The sequence below is a fragment of the Shinella sp. genome (assembly GCF_035998705.1).
In the GTDB taxonomy this organism is placed as follows: Bacteria; Pseudomonadota; Alphaproteobacteria; order Rhizobiales; family Rhizobiaceae; genus Shinella.
The window spans coordinates 246,531-270,489 of the sequence record NZ_DASYHH010000027.1 but is presented as its reverse complement, the minus strand read 5'-3'; the positions used below and the strand labels follow the sequence as shown (position 1 = coordinate 270,489).

20 protein-coding genes and 1 pseudogene are annotated in these 23,959 nt (G+C 65.0%); 9 read left to right on the top strand and 12 right to left on the bottom strand.

Features of this window, described 5'->3' with window-relative positions; translation table 11 throughout:
- The first annotated feature begins 1 nt into the window (after window position 1).
- Window positions 2-913 carry a DMT family transporter gene (locus VGN93_RS24440; protein WP_327509589.1) on the top strand — a complete coding sequence of 304 codons (912 nt, stop codon included), beginning with the start codon at window positions 2-4 and terminating at the stop codon, window positions 911-913.
- 93 nt (window positions 914-1,006) lie between these two features.
- Window positions 1,007-1,480, top strand: a complete 474-nt coding sequence (locus VGN93_RS24435; protein WP_327509588.1) for a VOC family protein — start codon at window positions 1,007-1,009, stop codon at window positions 1,478-1,480.
- 26 nt (window positions 1,481-1,506) lie between these two features.
- Here VGN93_RS24435 and VGN93_RS24430 read toward each other — a convergent pair whose 3' ends face one another.
- The gene (locus VGN93_RS24430; RefSeq protein ID WP_327509587.1) at window positions 1,507-2,556 is read right to left on the bottom strand and encodes an ornithine cyclodeaminase; all 1,050 of its coding nucleotides are present in this window, start codon (window positions 2,554-2,556) and stop codon (window positions 1,507-1,509) included.
- Between the two features lie 127 nt (window positions 2,557-2,683).
- Between VGN93_RS24430 and VGN93_RS24425 the strand changes: the two genes are divergently transcribed.
- Window positions 2,684-3,121, top strand: coding sequence for an Lrp/AsnC family transcriptional regulator (locus VGN93_RS24425; protein WP_319313030.1), 438 nt, complete (start codon window positions 2,684-2,686; stop codon window positions 3,119-3,121).
- 20 nt (window positions 3,122-3,141) lie between these two features.
- On the opposite strand, the gene VGN93_RS24420 is transcribed toward VGN93_RS24425, so the two are convergent.
- From VGN93_RS24420 to VGN93_RS24400, 5 genes are all read right to left on the bottom strand, one after another.
- Entirely contained in the window at window positions 3,142-3,519 is a 378-nt protein-coding gene (locus VGN93_RS24420; protein ID WP_327509586.1) for a hypothetical protein, read from the bottom strand.
- Window positions 3,520-3,529: 10 nt separating this feature from the next.
- Window positions 3,530-4,435 (bottom strand): glutathione-dependent disulfide-bond oxidoreductase, encoded by a 906-nt coding sequence (yghU, locus tag VGN93_RS24415; protein WP_327509585.1) that lies wholly within the window; start codon window positions 4,433-4,435, stop codon window positions 3,530-3,532.
- 168 nt (window positions 4,436-4,603) lie between these two features.
- Window positions 4,604-5,689 carry an extracellular solute-binding protein gene (locus tag VGN93_RS24410; RefSeq protein WP_327509584.1) on the bottom strand — a complete coding sequence of 362 codons (1,086 nt, stop codon included), beginning with the start codon at window positions 5,687-5,689 and terminating at the stop codon, window positions 4,604-4,606.
- A gap of 40 nt (window positions 5,690-5,729) precedes the next feature.
- Window positions 5,730-6,620 carry an N-carbamoylputrescine amidase gene (gene aguB, locus VGN93_RS24405; protein ID WP_327509583.1) on the bottom strand — a complete coding sequence of 297 codons (891 nt, stop codon included), beginning with the start codon at window positions 6,618-6,620 and terminating at the stop codon, window positions 5,730-5,732.
- Window positions 6,621-6,717: 97 nt separating this feature from the next.
- Window positions 6,718-7,740 carry an agmatine deiminase family protein gene (locus VGN93_RS24400; RefSeq protein ID WP_327509582.1) on the bottom strand — a complete coding sequence of 341 codons (1,023 nt, stop codon included), beginning with the start codon at window positions 7,738-7,740 and terminating at the stop codon, window positions 6,718-6,720.
- 96 nt (window positions 7,741-7,836) lie between these two features.
- Here VGN93_RS24400 and VGN93_RS24395 point away from each other — a divergent pair, with 96 nt between their 5' ends.
- On the top strand, window positions 7,837-8,721 hold the full coding sequence (locus tag VGN93_RS24395; protein ID WP_327509581.1) for a LysR substrate-binding domain-containing protein: 885 nt from the start codon (window positions 7,837-7,839) through the stop codon (window positions 8,719-8,721).
- On the opposite strand, the gene VGN93_RS24390 is transcribed toward VGN93_RS24395, so the two are convergent.
- A complete protein-coding gene (locus VGN93_RS24390) occupies window positions 8,718-9,752 on the bottom strand; it encodes an ABC transporter ATP-binding protein (RefSeq protein ID WP_327509580.1) in 1,035 nt (344 codons plus the stop codon). The genes VGN93_RS24395 and VGN93_RS24390 overlap by 4 nt on opposite strands.
- On the bottom strand, window positions 9,749-11,344 hold the full coding sequence (locus VGN93_RS24385) for an iron ABC transporter permease (RefSeq protein ID WP_327509579.1): 1,596 nt from the start codon (window positions 11,342-11,344) through the stop codon (window positions 9,749-9,751). Before VGN93_RS24385 ends, VGN93_RS24390 begins: the two co-directional genes overlap by 4 nt.
- A gap of 189 nt (window positions 11,345-11,533) precedes the next feature.
- Here VGN93_RS24385 and VGN93_RS24380 point away from each other — a divergent pair, with 189 nt between their 5' ends.
- Complete coding sequence (locus VGN93_RS24380) at window positions 11,534-12,541, top strand: iron ABC transporter substrate-binding protein (protein ID WP_327509578.1); 1,008 nt, start codon at window positions 11,534-11,536, stop codon at window positions 12,539-12,541.
- 46 nt (window positions 12,542-12,587) lie between these two features.
- Here VGN93_RS24380 and VGN93_RS24375 read toward each other — a convergent pair.
- Window positions 12,588-13,439, bottom strand: a pseudogene (locus tag VGN93_RS24375) (RNA repair transcriptional activator RtcR family protein); the annotation flags it as partial.
- A 116-nt stretch (window positions 13,440-13,555) separates the two neighbouring features.
- Window positions 13,556-14,512, bottom strand: coding sequence for an AraC family transcriptional regulator (locus VGN93_RS24370; RefSeq protein ID WP_327509577.1), 957 nt, complete (start codon window positions 14,510-14,512; stop codon window positions 13,556-13,558).
- Window positions 14,513-14,753: 241 nt separating this feature from the next.
- On the opposite strand from VGN93_RS24370, the gene VGN93_RS24365 reads away from it, so the two are divergent.
- From VGN93_RS24365 to VGN93_RS24350, 4 genes are all read left to right on the top strand, one after another.
- A complete protein-coding gene (locus tag VGN93_RS24365; protein ID WP_327509576.1) occupies window positions 14,754-16,514 on the top strand; it encodes a hydantoinase B/oxoprolinase family protein in 1,761 nt (586 codons plus the stop codon).
- Between the two features lie 12 nt (window positions 16,515-16,526).
- Complete coding sequence (locus VGN93_RS24360) at window positions 16,527-18,608, top strand: hydantoinase/oxoprolinase family protein (protein WP_327509575.1); 2,082 nt, start codon at window positions 16,527-16,529, stop codon at window positions 18,606-18,608.
- A gap of 32 nt (window positions 18,609-18,640) precedes the next feature.
- Window positions 18,641-19,996 carry an allantoin permease gene (locus VGN93_RS24355; protein ID WP_327509574.1) on the top strand — a complete coding sequence of 452 codons (1,356 nt, stop codon included), beginning with the start codon at window positions 18,641-18,643 and terminating at the stop codon, window positions 19,994-19,996.
- Window positions 19,997-20,097: 101 nt separating this feature from the next.
- Window positions 20,098-21,459, top strand: coding sequence for an amidase (locus tag VGN93_RS24350; protein ID WP_327509572.1), 1,362 nt, complete (start codon window positions 20,098-20,100; stop codon window positions 21,457-21,459).
- Here the strand turns inward: VGN93_RS24350 and VGN93_RS24345 are convergent.
- The gene (locus tag VGN93_RS24345) at window positions 21,456-21,833 is read right to left on the bottom strand and encodes a glyoxalase (RefSeq protein WP_327509571.1); all 378 of its coding nucleotides are present in this window, start codon (window positions 21,831-21,833) and stop codon (window positions 21,456-21,458) included. The genes VGN93_RS24350 and VGN93_RS24345 overlap by 4 nt on opposite strands.
- A gap of 112 nt (window positions 21,834-21,945) precedes the next feature.
- Window positions 21,946-23,706, bottom strand: a complete 1,761-nt coding sequence (locus VGN93_RS24340; protein WP_327509570.1) for a penicillin-binding protein 2 — start codon at window positions 23,704-23,706, stop codon at window positions 21,946-21,948.
- Window positions 23,707-23,959 lie beyond the last annotated feature (253 nt).

Below are 23,959 nucleotides of genomic sequence, written 5' to 3'. Positions count from 1 at the left end.
AATGACGGCCGAAAACAAGAACCTGACCACCGACCTCGCATTGCTGCTTTTGCTTTCGACCCTCTGGGGCGCGTCCTATACCTTCATCAAGCTCGGCGTCGAGACGATTCCGCCGATAACCCTGATCGCCGCCAGAACGCTTGTCGCGGGCAGCCTTCTCCTTGCGATCGTTTGGGCACGCGGCCTGTCGCTGCCCCGCGACCGGAAAAGCTGGGGCCGCTTTCTCTTCCAGGCCTGCCTGAACAGCGTCATCCCCTTCACCCTGATTGCCTGGGCGGAGCAGACGACCGACGCCGGCCTCGCGACGATCCTCAATTCGACCTCGCCGATCTTCACCTTCCTGCTCACCGTCCTGGTCACCCGCCATGAGGTCGTGACGGGCCGCAAGCTGTTCGGCGTTTCGGCGGGCCTGGTGGGCGTCGGCCTCATCGTCGGCTTCGAGGCGCTGGGTGGCCTCGGGCAGGAGGCGTGGGCGCAACTCGCCATCGTCGTCGCGACGGTGAGCTATGCCGGGGCCGCGATCTTCGGCAAGAATTTCCGTGGGCTCGACCCGATGATCCCGGCCGCGGGATCGATGATCTGCGGCGCGATCCTCCTCATTCCCGCCAGCCTGATCGTCGACCGCCCGTGGACGCTCGCCCCAAGCAGCGAATCCGTGATGGCCCTCCTGGGGCTCTCCGTCTTCTCGACGGCGCTGGCCTTCGTCATCTATTTCCGGCTCATCCAGACGCTCGGCTCCGTCGGAACCACGGCGCAGGCCTATATCCGCGTGCCGATCGGCGTCGGGCTGGGGGTGCTGTTCCTGGGCGAGACGCTGATGCCGACGGCATGGCTGGGTCTGGTCTGCGTGCTCGCCGGCGTCATCGCCATGACTTGGCCCACGCGAAAGCCCGTTCCCGCCGCAAACTGGTGACACCCGACGTCCGCGGGGTGGAGAAAGCCGGCCGGCGACCTATTTTGCAAACAGCGAATGGGAAACGAGGTTTTCGACCAAGAGGAGGATGCAATGGACAAGAATACGATTTGCGTGTGGTACGACACGGATGCCGAGGCCGCCGCCCGTTTTTACGCCGAGACCTTCCCGAACAGTGCCGTACACGGGGTGCACCGTGCACCGGGGGACTACCCTGACGGCAAGCAAGGTGCGGTGCTGGTCGTCGAGTTCACCGTCGCCGGCATACCCTGCATCGGCCTCAACGGCGGGCCGCAGATCAAGCACAACGAAGCCTTCTCGTTCCAGATCTCGACCGAAGACCAGGAAGAGACCGACCGCTACTGGAACGCCATCGTCGACAATGGCGGCGAGGAAAGCGCCTGCGGCTGGTGCAAGGACAAATGGGGCGTCTCCTGGCAGATCACGCCGCGCGTCCTGATGGAGGCGATCACCACCGGCGGCCCCGAAGCGAAGCGGGCCTTCGATGCCATGATGGACATGAAGAAGATCGACGTCGCCGCAATCGAGGCGGCACGACGCGGCTGAGGGGTTTTAAGCCCGCGGCGTCACTCCTATCGTGCGCGTTGCAGCATGCCGAAGAGGTCGCGCGGATCGTCGGGGTCCGCGATGATGTCGAGTTCCTGGTAGAAGCGGTTGTGTTTCAGCTTCTCGCGGACGTAGCGCAGCGCGGAAAAGTCTTCGGTGGCGAAGCCGACGCTGTCGAAGAGCGTGATCTGGCCCGCATCCCGCCGTCCCTGGGCGTCGCCGGAAATCACCTTCCAGAGCTCCGTCACCGGATAATCAGCATCCATCTGCTGGATTTCGCCTTCGATGCGCGTCTGCGGCGGATATTCCACGAAGGTATCGGCACGCAGCAGGATGTCGCGGTGCAGCTCGGTCTTGCCCGGGCAATCGCCGCCGATCGCGTTGATGTGGATACCGCCGCCGACCATGTTGTCGGTGAGGATGGTGGCATATTGTTTGTCGGCGGTGCAGGTGGTGATGATCTGCGCGCCTTCGATGGCCGCCTCGGGCGTGGTGCAGACGGTCACCGTCAGACCGAAACCGGCGAGGTTGCGGGCAGCCTTCTCGGTCGCCAGCGGGTCGATATCGTAGAGGCGGACGTGATCCGTGCCGAGCACGGCCTTCATGGCCAGCGCCTGGAATTCCGCCTGGGCGCCGTTGCCGATAATCGCCATAGTGCGCGCACCCTTCGGCGCGAGGTGGCGGGCGGCCATGGCCGAGGTCGCGGCAGTGCGCAGCGCCGTCAGCAGCGTCATCTCGGTCAAGAGCACCGGATAGCCGGTGGAGACTTCCGCGAGCAGCCCGAAGGCGGTCACCGTCTGCAGGCCCTGTCCCATGTTCTTCGGATGGCCGTTGACATATTTGAAGCTGTAGATCTCGCCGTCCGAGGTCGGCATCAACTCGATCACGCCTTCGCGCGAATGCGAGGCGACGCGCGGCGTCTTGTCGAACAGCTCCCAGCGCCGGAAATCGGCTTCGATGACATCCGTGAGCTCGACCAGCATGGTCTCGACGCCGATATGATGGACAAGCCGCATCATGTTCTCGACGCTGACGAAGGGAACGAGGGCTTTCTCCGATGGGAGCGGTGCGGACATGGCGGTTTCCTCTGCTGGCGGGATTCCGGAAGGCTAACGACCGGAAACGTTGACCGAAAGAGCAATATTGTGTCATTTCTGGCAGTTGATTGATCGATATGCTCAGTGGAAGTGTGAAAAAAGACAGATGACGATCGCGAAATACATGCCCGACGACCTCGACCGCCGGATCATCGGCCACCTGCGCGCCGACGGCCGGGCATCGCTCGCCAAGCTCGCCGATGCGCTCGGCGTCGCGCGCGGCACGGTGCAGAGCCGGCTGGACCGACTGATGGAGACGGGCACGCTGCTTGGCTTCACGGTTCGTGTCAGGGATGATTACGACGCGCACAGCGTGCACGCCGTCATGATGATCGAGGTGTCGGGCAAGTCGACCACCCAGGTCATCCGCAAGCTGCGCGGTTTCCCGGAGATGCAGGCGCTGCACACGACGAACGGCAACTGGGACCTGGTCGCCAATATCCGCGCCGCGAGCCTCTCGGATTTCGACCGCGTGCTGCGCGAGGTGCGAATGGTCGACGGCGTCTCCAACAGCGAGACGAGCCTGCTCCTCAGCAGCGTGTGAACGAGCCTTCGTCGGCTCGCTTACACCTCGAAGACATCCTCGAAGGCTTCCGGAAAGCTTTGGCGCGCCACCCGTTCGTCGATGATGAACATGGCCTCGTAGGACAGCGGATCGAAATCCTTGTCGGCCGCCACCACCTCCCGGCCGAAGAGCAGGTTGAGGCGGGCGGCGTCGAGATTGCCGCGCTCGAAGGGCTCTGCGCCGAAATGGTGCCAGAGCGCGTGCAGGAAGGCGGCGTCGATGCGGTGCTCGGCCGTGCCGGGGCGGGCGCGACGGGGCAAGGCCTTGATCGGCGTCACCCCCTTCGGATTGGCGCGCCGGATGGTGAACTGCACGCCGGTACCCGGCATGCCGGACGGAAAGCCGCGGTGTTTCGTCATGTCGGGAAGGGTGGGCATCCGGTCCTCCTTACGCCTGGCCGATCTTGTCCTGGGTCTTCGTGTCGAAGTCCGAGGCGTCGTGCCGCTCATGCAGCTGCTCGGACGGATCGCCGGTCAGCCGGTTCACCATGCGGCCGCGCTTGACCGCCGGGCGGGCAGCGATTTCGGCCGTCCAGCGCTGCACGTTCGCGTAGCTCTGCACGTCGAGGAAGGTGCCGGCATCGCCATATTGTTTGCCCTGGGCGAGACCGCCATACCAGGGCCAGATGGCCATGTCGGCGATCGTGTAGTCGGCGCCGGCCATGAACTGGTTGTCCGCGAGATGGCGGTCGAGCACGTCGAGCTGGCGCTTCACCTCCATGGCGTAGCGGTCGATGGCGTATTTGATATGCATCGGCGCATAGGCATAAAAATGGCCGAAACCGCCGCCGAGGAAGGGCGCGGAGCCCATCTGCCAGAACAGCCAGTTGAAGGTTTCCGCGCGGGCGCGAAGCTCGGTTGGCAGGAAGGCGCCGAATTTTTCGGCGAGATAAAGCAGGATGGAGGCGGATTCGAAGACGCGCACCGGCGCGCCGCCGCCCTTCGGCGCATGGTCCATCAGCGCCGGGATCTTGGAATTCGGATTGACAGCGACGAAGCCGGAGCCGAACTGGTCGCCGTCCCCGATGCGGATCGGCCAGGCGTCGTATTCGGCCTCGGTATGGCCGGCGGCCAGAAGCTCCTCCAGCAGGATCGTCACCTTCACGCCATTGGGCGTCGCCAGCGAATAGAGTTGCAGCGGGTGTTTGCCGACCGGCAGGTCCTTGTCCTGGGTCGGGCCGGCGATCGGCCGGTTGATGCTGGCGAAGGCGCCGCCATTGCCCTTGTCCCAGATCCAGACCTTCGGAACTTCATAGCCGGCGGGGAAATTGTCGGCGGGGGATTTCTCGGTCATGAAATAGATCCTTGTCGTCGAAACAGCATGTCCTGACCGTTCTATAGCGCCCTTATGCCGCCTTCTGGAAGGCGCGTATCGGTTGGAAAGAATTTTTCGACGCATCAAACGAACAAACCGGCCAGGTGCGCTGGCCGGTCGTCCGTCGCATTTCGAGGGCTGGGATGGCTAGCGCACCCCCTTCGCGCGATCCCAGGCCTGCGTCCACATTTTGAGTGCCTTCTGGCTCAACGCCTTCGGCAGGTGGAAACGCTTTTGCGCCTCTTCGGAGGGGTAGAGGTCGGGGTTCGAGCGCAGCTTTTCGTCGAGCAGGGGGAGGGCCGCCTTGTTGGCGGTGGAGAAGCCGGTTTCCGTGGCTGCGGTTGCGGCGATCTCGGGGCGCATCACGAAGTCGATGAAGGCGTGGGCGGCTTCCGGATGGGACGCGTCGGCGGGTATGGCGAGCACGTCGGCCCAGACGAGATTGCCTTCCTTCGACAGTTTATAGGTAATCGTGAAGGGTTTGCCCGCCTCCTTCGCCCGGCTGCTGGCGATCAGCATGTCGCCGGAAAAGCCGATCGCCAGGCACAGGCCGCCATCGGCGAGGTCGTTGACATAGCTGGAGCTGTGGAACTTGCGCACATAGGGGCGAACCTTCGAGACGACCTCCACCGCCTTTTCCAGCTCGTCCTTGTCGGTCGTATCGGGGTTCAAGCCGAGATAAATCAAGGCGAGGCCGAGCACCTGCTCCGCATCGTCGAGCATGCCGACGCCGCACGAGGCGAATTTTTCGACGACCGCGGGATCGAAGACCATACGCAGCGAATCGACCGGTGCGTCCGGCATGATCGCCTGCACCTTTTCGACATTGTAGCCGACGCCGGTCGTGCCCCACATCCAGGGCACGTTGTGGGCATTGCCGGGGTCGACGGCGGTGGCGCGCTCCAGCACGACCGGGTCGATATTGCCGAAGTTGGCAAGCTTGCTGCGGTCGAGCGCGCCCCAGACGCCGACCGGCAGCTGGCGCAGGAAGTGCGGCGAGAGGTTGACGGTGACGAGGTCGTAACCCGACTTGCCCGTCAGCATCTTCGTCTCGACCATGTCGTTGGAATCGAACAGGTCGTAGGAGACCTTTATGCCCGTCTCCTTCTCGAAGGCCGCGATCGAGGCCGCGCTGAAATAGGACTCCCAGGAATAGAGGTAGAGAACCTTCTCCTCGGCCGAAACCGAGGTTGCCGCGAGGCATGCCGCTGCAAGCGTGAGCCAGCGTTTCATCGTCTTTCTCCGTGCTGTTGGTTCGATTGGTGCCGGTCTGTCAGGCCGCTTTGTCCGCCAGCAGCCGCCCCGGCGTCGGCTGGAGCAGGGGGCCGTAGAGATCGGTGCGCCGGTCGCGGAAGACGCCCCAGCTGCGGCGCGCCTCGGCGATGGCATCGAGGTCGAGGGCGGCGGTGATGACGCCCTCCGTGACCCGGTCGGCCTCGGCAAGTTTTGCGCCGGTGTGGTCGGCGATGAAGGAGGAGCCGTAGAAGGTGACCGCCGATGTCTTGCCCGTTTCGACGCCGATCCGGTTGGCCGCGATGACGGGCGTGAGGTTGGCGCCGGCATGGCCCTGCATGACGCGCTGCCAGTGGTCGCGCGAATCCCAGCCCGGATAGGAGGGTTCCGAGCCGATCGCCGTCGGATAGACCAGCACTTCGGCGCCCATCAGCACCATGGCGCGCGCCGCCTCCGGAAACCACTGGTCCCAGCACACACCGGCACCCACCTTGCCGGCCGCCGTCTCGAACACGCGAAAACCCGTATCGCCATCGGCGAAGTAGAATTTTTCCGAATAGCCGGGGCTGTCGGGAATGTGGCTCTTGCGGTAGTGGCCGAGCACCTTGCCATCGGCATCGATCATCACGAGCGTGTTGAACAGGCGGGCGCCGTCGCGCTCGAAGACGGACACGGGCAGCACGACGCCCGTCTCGCGGGCAAGTGCTGCCATGCGGGCGACGGTCGGATGGCCTTGCAGCGGCCGGGCGCGCGCATTGTGGATTTTATCCTCGTCGACGCAGAAATAGACGCCCTCGAACAGCTCCTGAAGCACGACGAGCTGGGCGCCGCGCCGGGCCGCCTCGCGCACATGGGTTTCGAGCTTTTCGAGGTTGGCTTCGATATTGTCGGTGCACGCAATCTGCACCGCAGCCGCAATCATGGAACGCATGGCCTCACCTCATTCGGGTTGTTGTTGCGTGACGCAGTGGATGCCACCGCCGTTTTCGTAGATGCGATCGACGTGGAGCATGACATGACGTGAGGACTCACAACGGCTGCTCCTGCGTGATGCAATGGATCGCCCCGCCGGCAGGCACGACGGCCCCGACGTCGACGGTCACGATACGCCGCTCCGGAAACGCGCGGGCGACGGCCGCCTTGGCGTCCTCACCGGAGGGACGGCCGAAGGTCGGCATCACGACGCCGCCATTGGTCAGCGCGAAGTTGATGTAGGAGCGGGCAAAGACCTCGCTGGTCGCCTCGACGTCATAGGCCTCCGGAATGGGGATCACCTCGAAGCGGCGGCCGCGCGCGTCCGTCTGGCTGTTGAGGGCTGCCAAGTTGTCGGCAAGGATGCGGCCGTGCAGGTCGGCCGGGTCGGGATTGTATTCGAACATCACGACGCCGGGTTTGACGAAGCAGCACATGCCGTCGACATGGCCATCGGTCTCGAGATCGAGCGGATCGCCCGGCAACCAGACGACCTTTTCCAGGCCGAGCATGCGCAGCAGTTCCTGCTCCACCCAGGCCTTCGAAAGGCCGGGATTGCGGTTGGGGTGGAGCAGGCTCGTCTCGGTCGCAATCAGCGTGCCTTCGCCGTCGCAGGCAAGCGAGCCGCCCTCGCAGAACAGGAAGGAGCGCAGGATGTCCGCACCTTCATGCGCCAGCACATGGCCGGCCAGCGCATCGTCGGCGTCGAACGGCTCGTGTTTGCAACCCCAGGCATTGAAACGCCAGGACACGCCGGCGAGGCCGCCATCGCTGCGCTGGAGAAAGGTCGGGCCGGAATCGCGGATCCAGCAATCGTCGATCGGCAGGGCGACGACCTCGATGCCATTGCCGAGATGGGTGCGGGCACCGTCGGCATGATCGGGATGCGCCACCATGCTGACGGGCTCGAAACCTGCAATGGCGCGTGCGACATCGGCATAGGCCTGCTGCATTGCCGGCAGACGGTCGCCATAGAGATCCTGACGGTGCGGCCAGGCCATCCAGGTCTTGGCATGGGGCTCGAACTCACCCGGCCGGCGCAGTTTCACCGCCGTGTCCGGCCATGCTTTCGTATCCATGATTGACTCCTATTCATCTATGGCGCTCATTATCGTGGCGACAGAGACCTGATACAAACGAGAAGCATTCCTGCTGATGATGAATGGAATTCATGAATGCTGAAATTCCGGCACATTCCTCCGACCCAGTTTCTGAAGGGTTTCGAGGCGGCGGCGCGGCTGGAAAGTTTCAGCCGTGCGGCCGAAGAGGTCGGCCTCACGCAATCGGCCATCAGCCATCAGATGCGCCTCCTCGAAGGCCAGATCGGGCAGCCGCTGTTCCTGCGCATCGGCCGGGAAGTGCGCCTCACGGATGCCGGGCGCGACTATCACCGCACCGTGCGTCGTTGTCTGGAATTGATGGAGGAGGGCTATCGGCGCCTCGAGCCCTATCGCAAGCCCGGCAGCGTGGTGATCTATGCGCCGCGGGATTTTTCGCGACGCTGGCTCCTGCCGCGCCTGCCGGCGCTGAAGGCCGCGGCACCCGCCTGCGAGCCCTGGCTCGACACCAGCGGCGTGCCGGTCGATTTCGAGACGATGGAAGTGGACATCGCCATCATCCATGCCCACGAGCCGCCGGCCGGCTGCGAAAGCCTGCTGATCGCTCGCGATCGTGTTTCGCCGGTCGCAGCGCCCGCGCTCGCGGCCACGTTGCACCAGCCCGCCGACCTGCTGCGGGCGCCGCTGATCCATGACGAAGGCCCCGTCGGCTGGGCCGACTGGCTGGGGCACATGGGCATCGAGACGGCAACGGTCTGGAAAGGCGCCAATTTCAGCGACAGCGATATCGCCTTGGCGGCGGCGGAGCTTGGGCAGGGCGTGGCGCTTGCAAGCGCGTTGCTGGCCGAAGCGTGCATTGCGGCCGGCACGCTGGTTCAGCCCTTCGCGGCCGCCATCGGTTCGCCACGCGCCTGGTATGCCCTTTCCAGCGAAGGGCGGCTCAGGGACGCCGACGTGCGGGACACCTGGCACTGGCTGGAAGGGTTGGCCGAGGGCGCCTAGCCGAAGACGTGGGCCTTGCCGGTGACGTCGAGGCGCACGAGATTGCCGGCTGCGGGAAGCGCGACGCTGGAGGTCTTGATCAGGATCGGCGGCAAGGCGACGTCTGCCAGCGCCACGGCCACTGTGCAGATCGCTCCGCCGAATTGTACATCCACCACACGCCCGCCGTTCTGCGGTGCGGCGGCATCGACGACGACGCGGATCTGCTCCGGCCGCAGCATGATTTCCGCCTTGCCCACATGGGCGCTTTCGACCGCCACGCGCCCGAGCGCGCAGTCCGCGAAACCGTTGCGCACGATCGCCGGCAGCAGCACGGCATCGCCGAGAAACAGCGCCGTCTCCCTGTCGCGCGGATGCTGGTAGAGCGCCTGCGGCGAGCCCGCCTGCACCAGCCTCCCCTCGCGCAGCACCGCCACCTGATCGGCGAAGGAGAGTGCCTCCGCCTGGTCGTGCGTGACGAGGATTGCGGTGATGCCGGCCACCTGGAGGACGCGCGCGACCGCCTTGCGCATGTTTTCACGCAGGCCCGTATCGAGGGCGGAAAAGGGTTCGTCGAGCAGCATCAGCCGCGGCCGGCGTCCGAGCGCGCGGGCCAGCGCCACGCGCTGCTGCTGGCCGCCGGAAAGCTGGTGCGGCCGGCGGGTCGCCATGGCGCCGTCAAGTTCCACCATCTCCATCAGTTCGGCGATGCGGCTTGCCCGGTCCGGGGCACCGCGCTCGAAGCCGAAGGCGATGTTGTCGGCGACGCTCAGATGCGGAAACAGCGCGCCGTCCTGGGAGACGATGCCGATGCCGCGCTTGTGCGCCGGCACGCCCGCCGGTCCGTCGGCCAGCAGCGCGCCGTCAAAGCCGAGCCGGCCCGTATCGGGAAACTCGAAGCCGGCGATGATGCGCAAGAGCGTCGTCTTGCCCGAACCGGACGGGCCGACCACCGCCGTGCGGCTGCCGGGTGCGACGGAAAGGCTGACCGCATCGAGCGCACGCACGGGACCATAGCGCTTGCTGACGGTTTCGAGGTCGAGCAGCGTCATTGGCCGGCCGTCCGTTTCGATTGGGCATGGAGGAGAAGGGTGAGCGGCAGCGACAGGACCACCATCATCACCGCATAGGGTGCTGCGGCGACATAGTCGATCTCGCTCGTCAGCGACCAGAAGCGGGTGGCGAGCGTTTCGACACCATTTGGCGCGAGCATCAGGGTGGCGGTCAGTTCGTTGGTGATGCCGAGTGCCACGAGCGCGACGCCGGCGGCGGCACCGGGGGCGGCCAGCCGCAGGGTGATCTGGCGCAGCGCCTGGCCGGGCGTGCGTCCGAGCGCCATCGCCGCGCGCTCCAGTTCCACCGGCGCCTGCGCGATGCTGGCACGAAGCCCCACCATGGCGCGCGGCAGGAACATCAGCACGTAGCCGGCGAGCAGCATGGCAAAAGTCTGGTAGAGCGGCAGCAGGAAGCGCACGGTGATCGACACCAGCGCCAGCGCCACCACCACGCCCGGCAGCGAGCCGACATAATAGTGGCAGGCTTCCAGAAGCCGTTGCAGCCGACCGGGTGCGCGCACCGACAGCCAGGCCATCGGCACGGCGGCGATGGTCGCCAGAATCCCGCCGGCAAGAGCCAGCACGATGGTCTGTGCGACCGAGCCGGTCACCTCGTTGTTCCAGATATCGAGGCCGCCGATCCACAGCCAGCGGCCGAGTGTGAGGAGCGGCACGCCGAGGGTGAGAAGGGCAAGCCCCGCCGGTACAAGAAGAGCGGGCAGCGCGAGGCGCCCGAGCCTGCGCCGGTCGCCCGGCCGTGCTGCGCCCGCGCCGACACGCGCATAACGCTCGTTGCCGCGCACCAGCACTTCCAGCGCCAGCAGGAACAGGCAGCAGGTGACCAGCACGCCGCCGATCATGTTGGCGGCGGGGCTGTTGTAGGACGACTGGAACTGGTCGACGATGGCGGTGGCGAGCGTGTCGAAGCGGATCATCGCGAACAGGCCGTATTCCGACAGCAGGTGCAGGCCGATCAAAAGCGAGCCGCCACAGATGGCGAGGCGAAGCTGCGGCAGCACCACGCGGAAGAACACCGCGACGGGCGCAAGGCCGAGCGAGGCTGCGGCATCCTCGACCGCCGGATCAAGCCGCCTGAGCGCTGCCGCCACCGGCAGGTAGAGAAAGGGATAATAGGCGAGCACGGCGACGAAGACGCCGCCCGAAAGCCCGCGCATGCTCGGCACGAGGCTGACCCAGGCATAGCTGTGCACGAAGGCGGGCACGGCGAGCGGCGTGATCGCCAGCCAGGCCCAGAGACGCGCACCGGGAATGTCGGTGCGCTCCGTCAGCCAGGCAAGCCCGACCGCCAGCGCGATCGACAGCGGAATGGTGATGATTTCGAGATAGACGGTGCTGAGAATGAGTTCGCCGATGCGCGGGCGAAAAACCAGCGTCTTCACCGTTTCCCAGCCGACATCGTAGGTCACCCAGGCGATGAAGCCGAGCGGCACCAGGCTGAACAGCGCGACGAGCGTGGCGAGGACGACGACCGGGACACGCGGAAGCAAGGCGATCGCCCGCTTTTGTGCCGGCCACGCCCCGTTGAATGCTTCTGCTGTACTATCCTGCAACAAGGCCCATGCCTTCATGCCATGAAAAAGGTCGGGCGGCCGCTTGAACGGCCACCGGACCCTGCCGTAAGGATTTCTTGAGAAAAAGGCAATGGTTTGCAATTGGGTGCTCGCATTCAGGAAAGGTCGAGCAATGCGGCGCGCCATGCCATAGCAAGCCCGGTCTCGGCGGGCGTGGCGACAAATTTCACATCGAAGGAGAACAACATGACGAAGTCGATCCGGATAACATTCGCGGCACTGTCGCTTCTAGCGGCCACCGCGCCGGGTTCGGGTGCCCGCGCCGAGGAGTTTCAGGAACTCGTCGTCTACAATGCCCAGCATGAAGGGCTTGGAAAGGCCTGGATCGAGGCCTTCACGAAGGAGACGGGCATCAAGGTCGTCGTGCGCAAGGGCAGCGACATGGAGTTCGCCAACCTGATCCTCCAGGAGGGCGACCTGACGCCGGCCGATGTGTTTCTCACGGAGAACTCCCCGGCCATGGCGCTGCTCGACCAGGAAGGGCGTTTCGCGCCGGTCGACAAGGAGACGCTCGACCAGGTTCCCGCGGAATACCGCCCGGCTGACGGCATGTGGACGGGCATTGCCGCCCGCTCGACGGTCTTCGCCTATGACAAGACGAAGCTCACCGAGGACAAGCTGCCGAAATCCATGCTCGATCTCGCCGACCCGGTCTGGAAGGGCCGCTGGGGCGCTTCCCCTGCCGGCGCGGATTTCCAGGCGGTCGTCGGCGCGCTGCTGCAATTGAAGGGCGAAGAGGCGACGGCGTCCTGGCTGACGGCCATGAAGGAAAACGCCACCCCCTTCAAGGGCAACAGCACCGCCATGAAGGCTGTCAATGCCGGTGAAATCGAAGGCGCGGTGATCTACCACTACTACTGGTTCGGCGACCAGGCGAAGACCGGCGAAAACAGCAACAACGTCGCCCTGCACTATTTCAAGAACCGGGATCCGGGCGCCTTCGTCAGCATTTCCGGCGGCGGCATCCTGAAGACCAGCAAGCACCAGAAGGAAGCGCAGGTCTTCCTGAAATGGGTCACCGGCAAGGGCGGCCAGTCGATCCTGCGGGACGGCGATTCCTTCGAATATGCGATCGCTGGCGACGCCAATCCCAAGCTCGTGCCGCTGAAGGACCTGGACGCACCGAAGGTCGAAGCGTCCACGCTCGACAGCAAGAAGGTCGTGGAATTGATGACGGCCGCCGGCCTGCTCTAAAACTTGAGCGCCGCGTGGTGAAAACCGCGCGGCGCTTTTGCCGGTCCTAGTCCCGTTTCCGCACGTCTTCGAATTTGAGGTCGAAGCGGGCGAGATATTTGCTCAGGCGATCGGCGTCGTTGCTGCTTTTCTTTTCCAGTCGGGAATGGGCAAAGAGGGCGCCGCCGGCCGCACTTGCGGTCGTTTGGTCCCGGCAGGTGCGGATGACGGTGGCGAGTTGGGCGCTATCGAACAGGTCAAGGCGCCGGGCGGCTTCGCTGCCCAATATCATCTTCGATGAGGGTGTCGTTTGCGTCTCCCCCGGAAGACAGGCGCCAAAAGGCGTTCAGCCGGCGGATTTCGTTGTCGACGACATCGGATGTGATGCGGCCATGCGGGGCGAGCGTGGCCATGCGCGTGACGGATGCCGACAGGTCGCGGAAATTGGCGCTCCAGATGGCCTGCGGGCCGGTCGCGAAGGCGAGGTAGCGCTCGCGGGGCCGGCTCCCGTCGGGCCGGTCAGCAGCACGGGGGCCGTCGAGCGGATCGCCACCCGCTCGATCTCCTCGATCATCCGGTTGAACGCGGCATTGCGGGTCGAGATGCCGGATTTGAGGAAGGATGTCGCGTCCTCGCGCTCGGAAGCGAAGCGTTTGGCGATCTCGTCGTAGCGCGAGAGGTCGAGGTCGATGATGCGGTGCGTGCCGGCATAATCGACCTCCGCCTCCCGGTCGCGGGGTGGCGAGAGCTGCAGCAGCCGGCCGGAGATGATGCGCGCCTCGGTCAGCAGGAACCAGCAGATCTGCGCCACATGCGTGCCCGTGGTGATGTTGACGAGGTAATCTTCCACATCCGGATCGAAGGCATAGCCGCGGGCGAAATCGCGCAGGTTCGTATAGACCTCGGAAAAATCCCAGGGAAGTGGTCGACGAGGTCATCCCCTACGGCAGCATCATGGCCGGCGACTGGCAGCAGAACACACCCTGGCGCAACAAGCGCCGCAAATAAGGAGAGGGGCGGAGAGATCCGCTCTTTTCAGCGTCGTTTCTGGTGTTCGGCCCGGAACTCTCCGGGCGGCACGCCGAACTGCGCCTTGAAGACGCGGGAGAACTGGGTCTGGTCGCCGAAACCCCAGCGATAGGCGATCTCGGCGGCGGTCTGGACGTTGTCCGGATCTCCGAGCGCCTCACGGCAGGCGGCGAGCCGTTGGTCGCGGATCCAGCTTCTCACCGTTTCGTTGGTGTCGCGGAACAGTTCGTGAAGGTAGCGGGTGGAGATGCCGCAGGCGCGCGCGATGCGGTCGGGGTCGAGGCGGAAATCCTGAAGATTGGCGCGGATATAGGCCTCGATGCGGGCGAGGTGGGCGGTGCGCACGGTCGAATTGCCCGAAGCGAGCACCCGGTCGTCGGCCTTGATCGCCAGCACCAGCAGGTCCACCAGCTGGCGGCCGACCGTCGCCCGTGCCTCCTGGGTCATGCCGTCGAAACGGGCGGGCAGGAGATGCAGCATGTCGGTGAAGAGGCCGCCGGCGCCGTTGTTCGCCTCGAACTGTAAGGTGCAGAAGCGGTCGGGTGCGCGCATCCGCCCGCCAAGCGCATCGGCCTCGACCTTCAGCACCCACATGTCGGCGGCTTCCGCATGGCTGAACTGGTAGGGCTCGCTGCTGCGCTCCAGGAAGAACCCGCCCGGCCGGCATTTGACGTCGCGGCCGCCCTGGGAAAAGAACACTTCCGCCTTCGCCGGCACGGTGACGAGGAATTCCTCCTCGCGGGCGGCGCGGAAATGATGCGGCAGGCGCAGATATTGCAGCGCGTCGCAGGTCAGGCGCGAAATCGACACGTCGCCGAAGTCCCAGGTCGTCAGGTCGCCGGAAAACCCGTCGGCATCGCGAAAGCGAAGGTCGAGCGGAAAATAGGCAGAGGCGATGGCCTCGTGCCAGTGGCGGCTGCGGTCCGGTGCGCGTGTCGCGCTTGTGGTGATGCTCGTCTTCATGCGGCTTTCCCTCTTGCAACAAAGGTATGCACATGGCCGCTGCCCGGCAATGAAAATGGCAGACTGTGCGTTCTGACGCAATTTGTTGTTCCCGCGCTGCAAAGACCGCTGCGGAAAACTCTGCCTAGATTGCACCAGCTTCAACGGTGCGACAGATGCCGGCGGCTCCGGGAACAGACATTTCGACCTATCCACGCGGTTTCCAGACCGTCGGTTCTCGCCCTCAACCAGCGTGAACACGATGCTTCATACCCAGACTTCGAAAGTAGACCCGATCACGCTCTCGGTCGTGCGCGGCATGCTCGAGACGACCCAGCGCGAAATGACGCTCGCGCTCGAAAAGACCGCGCGCTCGTCGGTCTTCAACCTGGCGCACGATTATTCGACGGCGCTGTTCAATGCGCGGCCCGAGATGATCCTGCAGGGCCAGGACATCCCGATCCACCTCGGCTCGCTCATTCCCGCCATGAAGGCGGTTGCCGGCTTCTTCGGCGACGATATCCACGAGGGCGACCTGATCCTCCACAACGATCCGGCCTTCGGCGGCAGCCACGCCATCGATACCTGCATGTACAAGCCGGTCTTCTACAAGGGCGAGCTGGTCTACTGGACGGTCTGCAAGGGGCATCTCACCGATATCGGCGGCCCGGTGCCGGCCGGCTACAACCCCAATGCGACCGAGATCTACGCCGAGTGCCTGCGCATTCCGCCGGTCAAGATCTGGGACCGCGGCAAGCCGCGCAACGACGTGCTCAACATGATCTTCACCAACATGCGGGCGCGCCGCGACCAGGAGGGCGATTTCCGCGCCCTCATCGGTGCCTGCCAGGTCGGCGAGCGCAACCTCATCGCCATGCTCGACAAATACGGCAAGGAGCAGGTGGACACCTGCGTCGACACGCTGCTCGATATGGCCGACCGGCACATGCGCACGCTGATCGCCACCGTGCCGGACGGCACCTACGAGGGAGCTGCCATCCTGGAGGACGCCGGCCACGGTTTTGGCGATTTCGAGATCAAGGCGACGGTCACCATCACGGGAGACAGCTGCCATATCGCCATCGATAGCCCGCCGCAGATCCCCTATTTCATCAACTCCTACGAGGGCAATTCGCACTCCGGCGTCTATCTCGGCCTGATGATGTTTGCCGCACTGCCGCCGCCCTACAATGAAGGGCTCTATCGCTGTGTCAGCGTCGATTTCGGGCCGAAGGGCACGCTGTGCAACGCGCAGGAACCGGCGCCGCACATGAACTGCACGACGACGCCGATGGAGACGCTGACGGACGCCGTGCGCCTCGCCTTCGAAAAGGCCATGCCCTCCAAGGTCTCCGCCTCCTGGGGCCATGCCAACGGCCTCAACATTGCCGGCCGCGACGCTCGCACCAATGAAGAGTTCGTGACCATGGTGCTCGCCACCATCATCTCCGGCGGCGGTGCGACGCCCAAGCAGGACGGCTGGCATGCGGTCGGGCCGGAATGCTGCTTCGGGGCGCTAACGTCGGGTGATGTGGAACTCCTCGAATATTCCTATCCGATCATCATCCACCGCTATTCGCTGATGACCGATTCCGGGGGTGCCGGCAAATTCCGTGGTGGCTCGGGCACGGCCTGGGAAGTGGAGCCGCTCAACGGCGACATGCTGTGCATCGGTTTTGGCGAGGGACGCCGCATTCCGGCGATGGGGGCTGCCGGTGCGAAATCCGCGGTGGTCGACACCAAGGTCGGCCGCGTCGAGCTGCGCCGCGACGGCGCGGTGCAGGTGGAACGCAAGAACATCATCGAAACCATCAAGCCCGGCCAGACCATCACCAACCTCAATCCGGGCGGCGGTGGCTACGGCAACCCCTTCGAGCGCCCCGTGGAAAAGGTGGTCTCCGACGTGCTGAACGGCCTCGTCTCGATTGCCGGTGCGCGCGCCGACTACGGCGTGGCGATCGCGGACCGGGAGACCCTCGCGGTCGACAAGGCCGAAACCGAACGGCTCAGAGCCACTGCGTAAGGAAGTCCAAACATGACCCTGCATTCCTACCGCCTCGGCATCGACGCCGGCGGCACCTTCACCGATTTCGTCATCGCCGACCGCGCCAGCGGAGAGGTCAAGCTGTTCAAGGCACTCTCGACGCCGTCCGATCCCACACGGGCGATCGAGAACGGCCTCGGCCTGATCGCCGCCGATCTCGCCCGGCCGATCGAGGAGATCATCGCCAACTGCGACCTCTGCATCAACGGCACCACCGTCGGCCTCAACGCGCTCATCACGCACCGTGGCGGCAAGACCGGGCTGATCTGCACGGCGGGTCACGAGGATTCCATCGAGATCCGCAACGGGCACAAGGAGGACGGCTTTCGCTACGATCCGGAATATCCGGCGGCGACCATGCTCGTGCCGCGGTATCTCCGGCGCGGCGTGCGCGAGCGCATCCTTTCCGATGGCTCGGTGCGCACGCCGCTGCACGAAGAGGACGTGCGCGACGCCTGCCGGGTCTTCCTGAAGGAGGGCATCGAGACCGTCGCCATTTCCTTCGTCTGGTCGGTGCTCGACCCGCGGCATGAGGCGAGGGCGGCAGAGATCGTGCGCGAGATGATGCCGGATGCGATCCTCACCGTCGGCAGCGAACTCTACCCGCAGGTCCGCGAATATACGCGCACCTCGACCGCCGTGACCAATGCCTATCTGGCGCCGGTCATGCGCCGCTACGTCGCCGCCGTGGACGCCTATTTCCGCAAGCTCGGCGCCAAGCAGCCGGTGCGTTATTTCCAGTCGAATGGCGGGTTGGCGGTCGGCCAGGTGATGACCGATCGCTCGGTCTACGCCATCAATTCCGGCCCGGCCTCGGCACCGCAGGCGGGGCTCTATGTCGGTGCGCCCTTCGACCAGAAGAATGTCATCACCGTCGACATGGGCGGCACCTCCTTCGACATCACGTTGACCCGCAACGGCCAGACCAACCTCAACAAGAACATCGACTTCCTGCGCTATCGCATTGGCGTGCCTATGATCCAGGTCGAGACGCTGGGGGCGGGCGGTGGCTCGATCGGCTGGATCGATCCGCTCGGCCTGCTCCAGGTCGGCCCGCAATCGGCGGGCTCCGAACCCGGCCCCGCCTGCTACGGCCAGGGTGGCGTGGAGCCCACCACGTCGGATGCGAACCTCGTGCTCGGCTACCTCAATCCCGATGGCTTGCTCGGCGGCAAGCTGCCGCTCGATATCGAGAATGCACGCACGGCGGTGGCAAGGGTGGCCGAGCCGCTCGGCATTTCCGTCGAGCAGGCGGCCTATGGCATGTTCGCGATCGTCAACAACAGCATGGTCAACGGCATCCGCCGCGTCTCGGTCGAGCGTGGCTACGATCCGCGGGATTTCGTGCTGGTGGGGGCAGGCGGTGCCACGGCCGCGCATATCACCGCGCTGGCGCGGGAGATGGGCATCGACACGATCATCCTGCCGAAGCTCGCGTCCGGGCTCTGCGCCTTCGGCCAGATCATCTCCGACGTTAAGTACAACTACATGGCACCCGCGCCGGTGCGCCTCGACAATGCCGCCGCCTATGAACGCGTCGACAGCCTGTTCCGCGAGATCGAGGCCAAGGGCGTCGCCCACCTCGAAGCGGACGGCTTTGCGCCGGAGGCGATCGATATCAAGCGCTCGATCGACATGCGCTATGTCGGCCAGGTGCACGAATGCACGGTGGATATCGGCGCCTTCACCATCGACGAAAGCACGATCGACCAGGTGAAGGACGCTTTCCACGCCCGGCACGAGGAACTCTACACCTATGCCGAACGCCACAGCGCGGTCGAAGTGGTCAACCTCGAATCCACCATTTACGGCCGCATCGAAAAGGTCCGTCCGCCAAAACTCGCCGAAGGCGGCGGCGCGGAACAGGCGCTGAAGGGTTTTCGCGACGCGATCTTCGACCAGTCCGGCAAGGCGACCTCCACGCCGATCTATGAGGGCGGAAAACTTGGCGCGGGCGCCCGCATCCACGGCCCCGCCATTATCGAGGAGGTGACGACGACCATCGTCATCGAGCCCGGCTGGACGAGCGTGCTGCACGAAAGCGGCAGCTACCTGCTGACACGAGCAAATTGACGGATCTACCTGAAACCAAAGAGGGGATTGCAATGGCAGGCAATGTATCGGCGACCGAAGCCGACAATTCGGACTTTTCCGGCGTGGCGGTGCCACCGAACGCCCGCATGCAGAAAGGCGGGCTGACCATGGCCTGGTGGGCGGTGTGCAGCGCCGTCTTCTACATCGTGGTGGGCGCGGCGATGGCGCTCAACTTCGGCACGCGCAACGCGATCATCGGCATCGTGCTGTCCGTCGTCGTCTATGGCGTCATCAACGCGGTGCTCAGCCGCTTCGCCATCCGCACCGGGCTTTCCGTCGCGCTGTTTTCGCGGGTGCTGTTCGGCAATGTCGGATCGGGGCTTGCGACCCTCATCTTCTGCGCCACGGCGATCTACTATGCCGTGTTCGAAGGTTCGGTCATCGCGGTCGGCATCAACACCATCCTGCCGTCGATCTCCTATCCGGTCGCGGCGCTGATCGTGGTGCTCTACAGCGTGCCGCTGATCTTCGGCAGCATGCAGAGCTGGCTCGACAAGTTCAACGGCGTGCTGCTGCCGTTCTACATCCTCGGCCTCGTCGTCGCCGTCGCGCTCGCCATCGGCGAATACGGCTACAGCGACAAATGGCTGAACCTCGGCCCCGAAACGGGGGCGCCGGCCGGCGGCTGGTGGTCCTGCTTCGTCTATTACATGGGCGTCTGGGTGCTGATGATGTTCACCTTCGATTACGCCCGCTTCGGGCGCGCGGAGGACGCCGGTTATCACGCCTGGTTCAACTTCGGCATGCCGTTCTATGCCATGGCGTTCCTGGTGAGCGGTCTCTTCGGCATGTTCATGATCGGCACGGTGCCGGATCTCGGCGCCCTTTCCGAAGTCAGCGTGCTGCTCGCATTGCTGAAGCTGATGGGCATCTGGGGCCTGCTGTTCGTCTGGGTCACGCAGACCCGCATCAACACGGCGAACTATTATCTGGCCGCCGTCAACATGGAGGCGCTCGTCCAGCTCTTCGGACGGCTGCCCTTCGGTCGCGTCGGCTGGGCCATCGCGGTCGGCGTCGTCGTCTATGTCCTGATGCTCGCCGACGTCTTCTCCTATCTGCTTCAGGCGCTCGCCTATCAGGGCATCTTCGTCGTTGCCTGGGTGGCGGTCGCCATGGCGCATATTCTGATCGACCGCTACAGCGCGCTGGTCGGGCAGGCGATCGAATACCGCTCCACCCACGTGCCGGCCTTCAATCCGCTCGGCATCGGTGCCTGGTTCATCGCCGCCGCCATCGGCATCTGCCTGCATGTCTGGGGCGGCAGCTACGCCGAGCTTTCGGCCCCAGCCACCGCGGTCATCGCCTTCGGCATCTACGCCGCAGGCTTGACGCAGGCACGCCGCTCTTGGTTCCTGGTGGCCGGCTGATAATGCAGGGCCGCGCCTCTCAGGGGCGCGGTCCGCGTGCTTTATGGTTGACGCTCTTGCCGCGAACCTGTTGAAACGGTCCATCAAAAGCAGAAAAGGACATGCCGATGGAGCCGCGGTCGATCGCTCAGCTTTCCGTACTCCTGCAAGCGGGCGCGCTCGATCCCGTCACGCTCGCAGAAGAGACGCTGGCCGCCATCGAGGCCTATCCGGATGCCGCACTCTTCACGGTTCTGCTGAAAGACCGGGCGAAGGCGGAAGCCGAAGCCTCGCGCCGCCGGCTTCGTGAGGGGCGCTCGCTCGGCGTGCTAGATGGCGTGCCCATCGCCTGGAAGGACCTTTTCGACATTCAGGGCCTGCCGACGACCGCCGGCTCCCGCGTGCTGAAGAGCCGCGACCCGGCAGGCGAGGATGCGGCCGTGGTGCAGGCGCTGGCGGGCGCCGGTATGGTCAGCATCGGGCGCGTGAACATGAGCGAATTCGCCTTTTCCGGCCTCGGTATCAACCCGCATTACGGCACGCCGCGCAACCCGGCCTCGCCGGCGGGCGAACATCGCATCCCGGGCGGCTCCTCGTCGGGCTCCGGCGTCGCGGTCGCCGCCGGTCTCGTTCCCGTTTCCATCGGTACGGATACCGGCGGTTCGGTGCGCATCCCCGCCGCCTTCAACGGCATCGTCGGCTACAAGGCGACGCGCGGGCGCTATTCCATGAAGGGCGTGTTCCCGCTGGCGCAGAGCCTCGATGCGCTGGGACCGCTCTGCCGCACCGTGCAGGATGCGATCTGGGTCGATGCGGCCATGCGCGGGCTGCCGTCGACCGACGCGCTGCCACGCCCCGGCGTTGCAGACCTGTCCTTCGTCATCCCCGAGACCGTGTTCTTCGACGGGGCCGAGCCCGAGGTCGTCGCGGCCTTCGAGGCGGCCGTCGCACGGTTGACGAAGGCAGGCGCCCGCATCCGCCGCGAGGCTTTTCCCGAATTCGTCGCCATCTTCGACCTGATGGCCAAGCATGGCGCGCTGGTGACGGCCGAGGCCTTCGTGCTGCACCGTGCCCGCATCCAGGGACCGGCCGCCGCCGAGATGGATCCCCGCGTCGTCAAGCGCACGCTGCTCGGCGAGAAGATCACGCTCGCCGATTATCTCGAAACGCTGGCGACACGCGACAGGCTGATCGCCTCCTTCGAGGAACGGCTCGGACCGGACAGCATCCTCATCAGCCCGACGCTGCCCCATGTCGCGCCGGCAATCCAGCCGCTGCTGGACGACGAGGACCTGTTCTTCCAGGTAAATGGAAAAACGCTGCGCAACACGCTGATCGGCAATTTCCTCGACTGGTGCGGCGTGTCGCTGCCCTGCGGCACCGGTGCTGCCGGCATGCCCGTCGGGCTGCTTCTGTCGGGGCCGAGGAATAGCGACGGGCGCGTGCTCGCGGCCGCGTCCACGGTGGAAGGCCTTTTGCGCTAGGCGGGCACGGGTTCGGAAAAGACGGCTTCCAGCAGCGGGCCGCCCGGCATGTGCAGGAAGAGGCGGCGCTCGCCGATATCGGCGAGATCCATCGGCGAATAGCGCATGCCCAGGCGATCGAGCCTGGCGCGAAAACCGGTATAATCGGTCATGCGCAGGCCGACATGATCGATCGCCTCCGCCGCACGGTCCTCGCCGGACCTGTAGGATCCGATGATGTGAACGATGGGCTTGCCTTCGCTATAGAGCCAGCAGCCCGGAATGTGCCGGATCGCCCCCGGCCGCTCGCCTTCCTCCAGATCGAAGACCGTGCGCATGAACTCCCGGGCGCCGGCGATGTCGCGGGTTCTGATGGTGACGTGGTCGATCTGCATGGCCGGTTCCTTTCGACATTCAGATACAGCCTCCGGATCGCTCTTATAATTGGGCGGCATCTGAAATCAGAATTCGGTTTCACCGTCGAATGATGTTTCGCCCCGCGCCAACTCAGTAATCGACCAGCAGCATTTCCGCTTCAGGCTCGCCGAAGTGCGGCTTGACGCCGAGCAGCGGCGCGACACGGCGGATGATGGCCTGGATCATCGGGGCGGCCGTGGAGGCTGCCGTTCGCCCGCCGCGCTCGCCCGTGCGTGGCGCATCGATGATGGAGAGCACGATGTAGCGCGGCTTGTCCATCGGGAAGGCGGCGACGAAGGCGTTGAAATTGATGTTCTTGGCATATCGGCCGTTGATCACCTTGTCGGCCGTGCCGGTCTTGCCGCCGACGTGAAACCCTTCGACCTGCGCCCCCCGGCCGGACCCTTTCTGCCCGTTCCAGTCATAGAGGAAGCGCATGTCCGCGCTCGTCTTCTCCTTGATGACGCGGCGGGCGAGCGATCGTGCTTCTTCCTTCGAGCGGGGCAGGAAGGTCGGCTGGAGAAGGTAGCCGCCGTTCATCAGGGCTGCGGCCGCAACCGCCGTCTGCAAGGGCGTGGTGGCAACGCCGTGGCCGAAGGAGATCGTGACGGAGTTGATCTTCTTCCAGGTCTGCGGCTGCGTCGGCGTCGCGACGCCGGGCATTTCCGTCTCCAGCCTGGAGAGCAGGCCAAGCCGCGTGAGGAAATCCCGGTGCCCATCGATGCCGACCATGTCGGCGACCGCGGCCGTTCCGATGTTGGAAGAATACTGGAACACTTCGGGGATGGAGAGCGGGCGGTTCTTGCCCTTGAAGTCGCGGATGGTGAAGCCGCCCATGCGGATCGGGCGGGAGGCATCGACGACGGAATTCAGCGAGATCTTGCCCTCGTCCAGCCCCATCGCCAGCGTGAAGCTCTTGAAGGTCGAGCCCATCTCGAAGGTCGCGTTGCTGATGCGGTTGAACCAGCCCTTTTCATAGGCCTTGTCGATGCTGCCGTCCGGCAGCACACGCGAGGGCTCGTTCGGGTCGTAATCGGGAACGGAGGTCATCGCCAGCACTTCGCCGGTCTCCACGTCGAGGATCACCGCGCCGGCCGCCTCGGCCTCATAGTCGGTCATCGCCCTTGCGACGACGTCGCGCACGATGTTCTGCACGCGAAGGTCGATCGACAAGGTCACCGGTGCGAGCCGCGTATCATCGGTGAGGCCGGATGCGCGCAGGTCCGCAAGGCCCTGCTGGTCCAGATAGCGTTCCATGCCGGCAAGGCCCTGGTTGTCGACATTGACGTGGCCGACGATATGCGACGCCGTGGCGCCACCCGGATAGAACCGCCGCTTTTCCGGCCTGAAGCCGATGCCGGGAAGCCCGAGTGCCAGGATATCCGCCTGCTGCTTGGGCGTCAGTTGCCGGCGCAGCCACTGGAACGCGGTGGCAGAACGCAGCTTGCGATGCGTGTCGCTCCAGTCGATGTTCGGAACGACCAGCGCGAGTTTTTCCACCGCCTCATCGGCATCGACGATGCGGCGGGGATCGGCGTAGAGCGACACCATGTTGAGATCGGTCGCCAGCAGTTCCCCATTGCGGTCGACGATATTGGGGCGGGAGGCGACGGCATGGACATTGCCGCCGACCGAGGCGGCCACGACCGACTCGGAGAGGCCGTATTGGAAGAGGCGTGCACCGACCGCCAGGTAGATCGCGCAGAAGATGGCAATCACGATCGCCACGCGCTGCCGCGCTTGCTTCCGGCGGCGCACATTGGTGCCGATGAACGCCTCGCGCTCGGCATTACGGCCCTGTTTGACGACGAAATGGGCGCGGCTCTTGAGCCGGATGACGAACGAAATCACTCCAACACCACCTTGCGCCACGACATTCGAATGGCCGGACCCTGCCTGCGCGGCGGTGGGAAACCAAGAAAAGAGTTGGTGAACGACGGTGTTCGATTAAATTTGCATTAATATACATTTAAAGTCGCGTTTGCCGTCTTAACGGTTCCTTAGCCGCCGCACGGCGGCGTCATCGACGGTCCGGTCTGCGACTCACTCCGTCGTGCCAAAAAGGTGTTCAATTCAAATCACTGTGACTGTCGTTCCGGCCGTA